9 protein-coding genes are annotated in these 9,327 nt (G+C 67.6%); 6 read left to right on the plus strand and 3 right to left on the minus strand.

The window, feature by feature from the left end:
* The 3 genes from G3N99_RS28340 to G3N99_RS28350 form a co-directional block, all read left to right on the plus strand.
* The coding region (locus G3N99_RS28340; protein WP_206124041.1) for a sulfatase-like hydrolase/transferase at window positions 1–1,698 on the plus strand (1,698 nt) is incomplete at its 5' end.
* Between the two features lie 157 nt (window positions 1,699–1,855).
* Window positions 1,856–2,578 carry a haloacid dehalogenase type II gene (locus tag G3N99_RS28345; RefSeq protein WP_174989776.1) on the plus strand — a complete coding sequence of 241 codons (723 nt, stop codon included), beginning with the start codon at window positions 1,856–1,858 and terminating at the stop codon, window positions 2,576–2,578.
* Between the two features lie 144 nt (window positions 2,579–2,722).
* Window positions 2,723–3,649, plus strand: a complete 927-nt coding sequence (locus G3N99_RS28350) for a hypothetical protein (protein ID WP_206124042.1) — start codon at window positions 2,723–2,725, stop codon at window positions 3,647–3,649.
* Here G3N99_RS28350 and G3N99_RS28355 read toward each other — a convergent pair.
* From G3N99_RS28355 to G3N99_RS28365, 3 genes are all read right to left on the minus strand, one after another.
* Window positions 3,646–4,143, minus strand: coding sequence for a hypothetical protein (locus G3N99_RS28355; RefSeq protein WP_174936025.1), 498 nt, complete (start codon window positions 4,141–4,143; stop codon window positions 3,646–3,648). The two genes, G3N99_RS28350 and G3N99_RS28355, sit on opposite strands and share 4 nt — an antisense overlap.
* A 59-nt stretch (window positions 4,144–4,202) precedes the next feature.
* On the minus strand, window positions 4,203–5,009 hold the full coding sequence (locus tag G3N99_RS28360) for a uracil permease (protein ID WP_206124043.1): 807 nt from the start codon (window positions 5,007–5,009) through the stop codon (window positions 4,203–4,205).
* Between the two features lie 115 nt (window positions 5,010–5,124).
* Window positions 5,125–6,084, minus strand: coding sequence for a LysR family transcriptional regulator (locus G3N99_RS28365; protein ID WP_206124044.1), 960 nt, complete (start codon window positions 6,082–6,084; stop codon window positions 5,125–5,127).
* A gap of 157 nt (window positions 6,085–6,241) precedes the next feature.
* Here G3N99_RS28365 and G3N99_RS28370 point away from each other — a divergent pair, with 157 nt between their 5' ends.
* The 3 genes from G3N99_RS28370 to G3N99_RS28380 all read left to right on the plus strand — a co-directional run.
* Window positions 6,242–7,561, plus strand: a complete 1,320-nt coding sequence (locus G3N99_RS28370; protein ID WP_174936030.1) for an MFS transporter — start codon at window positions 6,242–6,244, stop codon at window positions 7,559–7,561.
* Between the two features lie 112 nt (window positions 7,562–7,673).
* Entirely contained in the window at window positions 7,674–9,200 is a 1,527-nt protein-coding gene (locus G3N99_RS28375; protein WP_174936032.1) for a CoA-acylating methylmalonate-semialdehyde dehydrogenase, read from the plus strand.
* A gap of 17 nt (window positions 9,201–9,217) precedes the next feature.
* On the plus strand, window positions 9,218–9,327 hold a 110-nt coding region (locus G3N99_RS28380; RefSeq protein ID WP_206124045.1), incomplete at its 3' end, for an NAD(P)-binding domain-containing protein.

Here is a 9,327-nt window from a genome sequence, read left to right on the forward strand (position 1 = left end):
TTCGATCCCGCACCCGCGTTCCACGGCGCGACGACCGCGCCCGCCGCGCCGCCGGCCGGCTACAACATCCTGTTCATCCTGACCGACCAGGAGCGCCACTTCGACCGCTGGCCGTTTCCGGTGCCGGGCCGCGAAGCGCTGCGCCGCGACGGCATCACGTTCATGCACCACCAGATCGCCGCGTGCGTGTGCTCGCCGTCGCGCTCGACGGTGTACACCGGGCAGCACATCCAGCACACCGGCGTGCTCGACAACGCGGGCGTGCCCTGGCAGAAGGACATGTCGCCGGACGTGCGCACCGTCGGCCACATGCTGCGCGACGCCGGCTACTACGCCGCGTATCTGGGCAAGTGGCACCTGAGCGCGTCGATGCACGAAACCGCAAGCCCGTACACGGCGCCGGTGGCCGACTACAACCGCACGATCCGGTCGTACGGTTTCGACGACTATTTCGGCGTGGGCGACCTGATCGGGATGGTGCGCGGCGGCTACCAGTACGACGGGATCACGGCCGAGGCCGCGGTGAGCTGGATGCGCAACCACGCGCCGCGTCTCGCGAAGGAAGGCAAACCGTGGTTCCTCGCGGTGAATCTGGTGAACCCGCACGACGCGATGTTCGTGAACACCGACACGAACGGCTCGACGGTGCAGGACGCGAACCACCCGATGCTCGGCAACGCGCCGCCGCCGAACGACGCGCTGTATCGCACGTCGTGGCACGACGAGCCGCTCGCGGCATCGCGGCGGCAACCGTACGACGAACCGGGGCGGCCGCCCGCGCACGGGATGTTCAACGCCGCGCATGCGAACCTCGTCGGGCGCTATCCGTTCACCGACGAACGCCTGCGCATCTATCAGGACAACTACTTCAACTGCGTGCGCGACTGTGACACGCACGTCGTGCGCCTGCTGCAGTCGCTGCAGGCGCTCGGCCTCGACGAACGCACGATCGTCGTGATGACGGCCGACCACGGCGATCACATCGGCGCGCACCAGCTCGTCGGCAAGGGCGCCACCGCGTACCAGCCGCAGAACCACGTGCCGCTCGTGATCCGCCATCCTGCGTATCCGGGCGGCATGCAGTGCGATGCGCTGACGTCGCACATCGACATCGCGCCGACGCTGCTCGGGCTCACCGGCCTCGACGATGCGCGTCTCGCGTCGATCCGCGGCAGCGCGCTCAAAGGGCACGACCTGACGCACTGGCTCGCGAAGCCGGCCGGGGCAAAGCTGCACGCAGCACGTGACGCCACGCTGTTCAACTACGCGATGCTGCTCTACTACGACAGCGAATGGATGCTGAAGGAACTGGGCACGATGCGCCAGAAAGGCGTGCCGGAGGACGAGCTGCTGCGCCGCGCGCTCGCGCAGCAGCCGGATTTCCGGTTGCGCGGCACGATCCGCAGCGTGTTCGACGGCCGCTACCGGTTCACGCGCTATTTCTCGCCGCTCGAATTCAACCGGCCGACGACGATGGAGGACCTGTTCGCGCGCAACGACGTCGAGCTGTTCGATATCGCGAGCGATCCGGGCGAGATGCGCAATCTCGCGATGGACCGGAAACAGCACGGCGAGCTGCTGCTCGCGATGAACGGCCGCCTGAACGACCTGATCGCGAGCGAAGTCGGAGAGGATAGTCCCGATGTGATGCCGATTCGGGACGGGAAGGTGCAGGTGCAGATCCGCAAGTGGCATTGAGAACTCACGCGCCTCCGGAGGCGGCGCAAACCGGACGACCTCGCGACCGGCCAAACCGCCTTTCCGTATCCGTGATTCAATGATGACCGAACCGGCGTCGCGCAGTCAGGCGGCACGGCGATTCGACACCTCATCGATCGACCCTCACTGGATCACCATGACGAACCCTGCCGAAATCAAGGCGCTCGTTTTCGATGTCTTCGGAACGATCGTCGACTGGAGAAGCGGCGTCGCACGCGGCGCCGCCGCGTTCCTCGACCGCTACGCACCCGCGCTCGACCCGCTCGAATTCGCCGATGCGTGGCGGGCCGAATATTCGCCGTCGATGGAGGAAATCCGCAGCGGGCGTCGCCGCTACGTGCGGCTCGACGTCCTGCACCGCGAGAACCTCGTCCGCACGCTCGACCGCTACGGGATCGTCGACGTGCCGGACGCCGATATCGACGCGCTCAACCTCGCGTGGCACAGCCTCGACCCGTGGCCCGACGCCGTCGCGGCGCTGCAACGGCTGAAGCGACGCTTCATCATCGCGCCGCTGTCGAACGGCAACATCCGGCTGATGGTCGACGTCGCGAAACGCGCGGGGCTGCCGTGGGATGCGATTCTCGGCGCGGAAGTCGTCCGCGCGTACAAGCCGTCGCCGCAGGTCTATAGCGATACGGTCGAGATTCTCGGCGTCGAACCGGCCGAGCTGTGCCTGGTCGCCGCGCACAACGGCGATCTCGCGGCCGCGCGCCGGCAGGGGCTGTCGACCGCGTTCGTGCTGCGGCCGACCGAACACGGGCCGGGCCAGACGACCGACCTGAAAGCCGACGACGCGTGGGACTTCGACGTCAGGGACCTGAACGAACTCGCGGACCGGCTCGGCTGCCCGGGTTGAATGCCGGATTCCGGCGCGTGATCGCGGCGTGGCCGGCCGCGATGCAGCGCCGGCGGGATGGCGCATCGAGCGCGTCAGGCGCGACGACAGACGACTGGTAGACTCCGCAAACCCTGTCCTGTCCCGTCGCGGCCGCCTACCCTTATGTCGTCACCCCTGCGTCTTGTCGAAGGCAAACTGACCGCGATGCGCTTTCTCGAGCGCCCCGACCAAGGCACGGCCGGCAGCCGCCAGGTGCCGCCCGTCGACCCTGAAGCCCGCAAGAAATCGCTCGGCTACTGGTTCACGCACAACGTGGTGCCGATCATGGCCGCACTCACCGGCAACGGGGCCGCGGCCAACGCGCTGGTGTTTCAGCAAACCGACGAAGACCTCATCCTGGCCCGGTTGAACGCCGCGGCCGACAAGGTCGAGCATCCGGCGACGTGGTCATACGCGAACCTGCGCGAGACCAAGACTTTCGTCTCGGAAAACGCGTACGTGACCGTCGGGAAGAACGGCAAGATCCTGTTCGCGAAGCTTCCGGTGGAAATCGAAATCGGCGGCGAGTCGTACCGCGGGTTCCTGGGCGGGCAGTGCTTCAACGTCGGCGACGACGTGGTTGCCGTAGTCGATCGCCGCGGCCGCCTGTTCGCGCTGTCGTCTCCCGACCGGCGCCGCATGGTCATGGATCACGCGTGCAGCGACACAGGGCTGGCAGGCCTCGCGCACAGCCTGTGGCTGGCGTGGAAATGGATGTTCATCGGCATGAACTGCCTGCTCATCCCGATCATGATCCTGGTGCTATGGACCAGCGACGGCGGCTTTTCCGACCTGGGTATCGATCTGGCCATGCTGCTGGGCGGGCCGCTCGCGGTGGGCGTCCTGCTCGCGCTGCTCGTGGGCGTGCGGCTGTCGTGGTCCGACTGGCTGCCGGCGTGGCGCACGTCGAGCATCCTGAAGGCGCTGGGCCGACCGGAGCTGTGCACGCTCGATTTCCTCGATACGCGCACCCAGGCCGAACGCAACGGCCAGGTGCGCGACACGGATATCGGGCAAATCTATTACGCGCCCGCGGCGCGCCAGGCCTAGCGCGCCGGCTCCATCGCGACTGCCTGCCCCTGCGCCGCCATCGCGAGGCGCCGCCAGTTGCGGGCCGCATACCGGTGCGCCTGCTGCAGCGCGAGCCACAACCCGATCTGCCGAACCGGCTTGAAAAGGCCGCGCGCACTGAACACGGTGCGCCGTTCGACGCGCGTCCTGCCGCCTTCGATGGGTGTCAGCGTGAATTCGTCCTCGAGCAGGCCGACCCAGTCGCGGCACCACACCGTCGACGCCACCATCCGGTAACGCAGCCGGCGCTGCTCGTCGAGCACGAGAATCCGCTGGTCGATGGTGCCGCGATCGGTCGTGCACTGCCGCGTGTTGCCGACGGCCGGTACGCCTTCGAGCACGCGACAACTGACCGGCTTCGGCACGCCGAGGCGGAACAGCAACGGCCGCGTATCGTCCATCCGGGCATGGAGGAAATGCGGCCAGACATGCTCGGGCCGGCAATCGAACGTCCACTGCGAATGAATTTCCACGACCGTCTCCTGGCGGCTGTCGGTTCGCACATGATGTCACAACCGCCCCGCCACCTCCGTTACTTCACGACCGCGCGCCAGGCGGTTCGCGCATAGATGATCAGCAACGGCAGCAGCGAGAGCGCGAACAGCAGGCAGAGCGCCAGCACCCACACCGGCCACGCCTCCGGATTCCCCTTCAACCAGTAGCGGTAAGGCACGCTCAGGAACCCGATTTCCATCAGCAGCGCGCCGAGCGGCACGAGCCCGTTCATCACCACCGCCACGCCGAAGCGCGCCGCGCGGTCGATGTTGCGGCCAGCGCCGTACGCCGCGATCAGGTAAATGAAGTACCCGATCATCGCGACCATCACCGCGCCGCCGGCCAGCAGGCCGACGCTGCGCACGCTGCGTTCGTGCCATTGATCCGCACCGGGCGGCCACACGACATCGATCCGCTCGCCGATTTCCGGCGCGCCGCCGGAACGGACGTTGCCCGGCATCACCACGCGCTTGCCGTCGGGCAGCGCGGCTTCCAGTATCGACGTGTATTTCAGGCACTGATACCGTTCGGTCCGCCCGTCGCTGTCGCGGCGCTCGCAGGTATCCCACTCGGACGTGTAGGACACGACCGTCGCCTCGTATTTCGGCGAGACGGCCAGAACGTAGAACTCGTCGCCGATCCAGTACGCGAACGGGAAGAACAGCGACACCAGGCAAAAGCACACGAGCCACCAGAACGCGACCGCGCCGCGATTCGGCGCCCCCTTCGCACCGCGCTTGCCGCCGGACTGGCGGCGCACCATGCGCGACGCGAGCCAATAAGCGGCCACGGCAAAGACCGCCACACACACCACGAAGACCTTGCCCGCATGCGTCCATGCCATCTGTCTTGCCCCCGGTTCCCCGATGCTTCAATGCTTCGCTTGCCGGCAGGTTCGCCGCCGGGTCGTGTTCGCGCAATGAACCGCACAGCCGCTTTCGCCGCGGCCACGTCGCGCGCTATTCCGGCTCGCCGACGAACCTCAGCGTCCCCGTTTCGCCCGACAGCAGCGCGCGATTCGCGTCCGCCGCCGCCCGCAGGTAATCCCACAGCGCGGTCACGCGCCGCAGCTTGCGCAGATCCTCGCGGCACGTCAGCCAGAAGCACCGCGTGACGACCACGTCGTCCGGCAGCACCGGCGCGAGCGCCGGCTGCGTGGCCGCCATGAAGCACGGCAGGATCGCGAGCCCGCCGCCCTGCAGCGCCGCAAAATACTGCGCGATCACGCTCGTCGTGCGCAGCCCGGCCGTCGCGCCCGGCACCGCGCGGTCCAGATACAGCAGTTCGTTGCTGAACGCGAGATCGTCGACGTAGCTGATGAACGCGTGCTGCGCGAGATCGTCCGTGCAGGTAATCGGCGCGTGGTTCGCGAGATAGTCGCGCGTCGCATAGAGCCGCAGCTGGTAGTCGCACAGCTTGGTGACCACGTAAGGGCCGCGCTCGGGCCGCTCGAGCGTGATCGCCAGATCCGCCTCGCGCTTGGGCAGGTTGACGAAATGCGGCACCGGCAGCAGGTCGACCGTCACGTGCGGATGCTCGGCGCGAAACTGCGCGAGCTGCGGCGCGAGGAAAAAGCAGCCGAACCCTTCCGTCGACCCGATCCGCACGTGGCCCGACAGCGCCTCGCCCGTGTTCGCGACCTGGTCGCACGCGGACTGCACGGTCGTCTCCATCGCGTCCGCATAGGCGACGAGCCGCTGCCCTTCGGCCGTCAGCGTGAAGCCGCCGGAGCGCGACTTGTCGAACAGCAGCGTGCCCATCGCGGCCTCGAGCGCGCGAATGCGCCGCGCGACGGTCGTGTAGTCGACGCCCAGCCGCTTCGCGGCGCCGCTCGCGCGCTGCGTGCGCGCGACTTCGAGGAAAAAGCGCAGGTCGTCCCAGTTCAGGTTGCCGGAAACCGGCTCGGTGGCGTGTCGCATGAGCGAGATAAAAAGGGGCTGAAGTCTCCGGGCCGGCCGTCGATATGCATAAATGCACATCCAACCGGTTTCTTTATCGGTACATGATGAATCCGCGCATAACTATACTCGACCGTGACCTGCGGACCACGAGCCGCGGCACCACCACGGAGACACCATGCAGACGCGATCCACCCTCGATGAGCATGCGACAGTCGCGGCGCCGGCGCCCGAGCGCACCGCGAAGCACTACCTACTGGCCGGCTGGGCCAGCATGGCCGGCACCACGATCGAGTGGTACGACTTCTTCCTCTACGGCACGGCCGCCGCGCTCGTCTTCAACCGCATCTTCTTCCCGTCGCTGGACCCGGTCGTCGGCACGCTCGCCGCATTCGGCACGTTCGCGGTGGGCTTCATCGGCCGGCCGATGGGCGGCATCGTGTTCGGCCACTTCGGCGACCGCATCGGCCGCAAGTCGATGCTGATGATCACGCTGCTGCTGATGGGCGTGCCGAGCATGATCATCGGGCTGATCCCGTCGTACGACAGCATCGGCTACTGGGCCGCCGCGCTGCTGATCGCGATGCGCTTCCTGCAGGGGATGGCCGTCGGCGGCGAATGGGGCGGCGCGGTGCTGATGGCCGTCGAACACGCGCCGAAAGGCCGCAAGGGGCTGTTCGGCAGCCTGCCGCAGACGGGCGTCGGGCTCGGCCTGATCCTGTCGTCGGTCGCGATGGCCGCGGTGGCCGCATTGCCGGAAGCCGACATGCTGTCGTGGGGCTGGCGCGTGCCGTTCCTCGCGAGCATCGCGCTCGTCGGCCTCGGCTGGTTCATCCGCGCGAAGGTGCCCGAATCGCCCGACTTCGAGAAGATGCAGCGCCAGGGCAAGGCCGAGAAGTCGCCGGTGACGGCCGCGCTGCGCCGCCATCCGCGCGAGGTGCTGACGATCGTCGGCGCCCGCGCCGCCGAGAACACGTGGTTCTACATGGTCGTCACGTTCGCACTCGCGTACGCGACGCAGCAGCTGCATCTGCCGAAGGCCGAGATGCTGCACGCGATCACGGCCGGCGCGGCGCTGTCGCTCGTCACGATGCCGCTGTGCGGCCACCTGAGCGACCGCATCGGCCAGCGCCGGATGTTCGCGATCGGCCTCGTGCTGATGTGCATGTTCGCCGCACCGTTCTTCATGATGCTCGGCACGCAGCAGACGTCGTACGCATGGTGGGCGATCGTGCTCGGCCTCGGCGTCGTGTTCCCGATCCTCTATGCGCCGGAATCGCTGCTGTTCGCGCAGCAGTTCCCGGCGGAAATCCGCTACAGCGGCATCTCGCTGTCGGTGCAGCTCGCCGGCGTGATCGGCGGCGGCTTCGCGCCGATGATCGCGACGTCGCTGCTCAAGGCCGGCGGCGGCCAGCCGCACTACGTGATCGCGTACCTCGTCGGCTTCGGCGTGTTCGCGCTCGTGTGTACCGCACTGATGCGCCCGGCACGCGCGTGAGCATGCCGGCCTGCATTCGATCGATTTCAGTTCAGCCTGCTGCCCGACGCACATGGACGCGCGGCGGAAGCAGACACCCTTTTCATCGTCACACCGCTTTACGGAGACATCCATGAACGCCGCAGTTCCCCAGACCACCCTCGCCCTGCCCACCGCCAAGCTGCTGATCGACGGCGCGTTCGTCGAATCGCAAAGCGCCGAATGGGGCGACATCGTCAACCCCGCGACGCAGGAAGTGATCGGCCGCGTGCCGTTTGCGACGCTCGACGAGGTCGACGCCGCGATCGCGTCCGCGCAGCGCGCGTTCCAGACGTGGAAGACGACGCCGATCGGCGCGCGGCTGCGCATCATGCTGAAGTTCCAGGATCTCGTGCGCCGCAATCTCGAACGGATCGCGCACACGCTGACGGCCGAGCAAGGCAAGACGCTGCCCGACGCGCAGGGCGACATCTTCCGCGGCCTCGAAGTGGTCGAGCACGCCTGCTCGATCGGCACGCTGCAGCAAGGCGAATTCGCGGAGAACGTCGCGGGCGGCGTCGATACCTACACGCTGCGCCAGCCGATCGGCGTGTGCGCGGGCATCACGCCGTTCAACTTCCCCGGCATGATTCCGCTGTGGATGTTCCCGATGGCGATCGTCTGCGGCAACACGTTCGTGCTGAAGCCGTCGGAGCAGGATCCGCTGTCGACGATGCAGCTCGTCGAGCTCGCGATCGAGGCCGGCGTGCCGCAAGGCGTGCTGAACGTCGTGCACGGCGGCAAGACGGTGGTCGACCGTCTCTGCACGCACCCGGACATCAAGGCGATCTCGTTCGTCGGCTCGACGCGGGTCGGCACCCACGTGTACAACCTCGGCAGCCAGCACGGCAAGCGCGTGCAGTCGATGATGGGCGCGAAGAACCACGCGGTCGTGCTGCCCGATGCGCACCGCGAGCAGTCGATCAACGCACTCGTCGGCGCGGGCTTCGGCGCGGCCGGCCAGCGCTGCATGGCGACGTCGGTCGTCGTGCTGGTCGGCAAGGCGCGCGACTGGCTGCCGGAGCTCGTCGAGAAGGCGAAGGCGCTGAAGGTCAATGCGGGCGCGGAAGCCGGCACGGACGTCGGGCCGGTCGTGTCGAAGGCCGCGAAGGAACGCATCCTGTCGCTGATCGACGCGGGCGTGAAGGAAGGCGCGACGCTGTTGCTCGACGGCCGCGACGTGAAGGTGCCCGGCTACGAGCAGGGCAACTTCGTCGGCCCGACGATCTTCTCGGGCGTGACGACCGACATGTCGATCTACACGGAAGAAATCTTCGGGCCGGTGGTGGTCGTGCTCGAAGCCGACACGCTCGACGAAGCGATCGCGCTCGTCAACCGCAACCCGATGGGCAACGGCGTGGGCCTGTTCACGCAGAGCGGCGCGGCTGCGCGCAAGTTCCAGAGCGAGATCGACATCGGCCAGGTCGGCATCAACATCCCGATTCCGGTGCCGGTGCCCTACTTCAGCTTCACGGGTTCGCGCGGCTCGAAGCTCGGCGATCTCGGCCCGTACGGCAAGCAGGTCGTGCAGTTCTACACGCAGACCAAGACGGTCACCGCGCGCTGGTTCGACGACGACGCGACGGCCGGCGGCGTGAACACGACGATCGCGCTGCGCTGACCCCGGGGAGCCTGCACATGGAAATCGCATTCATCGGACTCGGCAACATGGGCGGCCCGATGGCCGCCAACCTGCTGAAAGCCGGCCACGCGCTGACGGTATTCGACCTCGACGCGCACGCGGTCGA

This window comes from Burkholderia sp. Ac-20392 (assembly GCF_017104585.1).
GTDB lineage: Bacteria > Pseudomonadota > Gammaproteobacteria > Burkholderiales > Burkholderiaceae > Burkholderia > Burkholderia lata.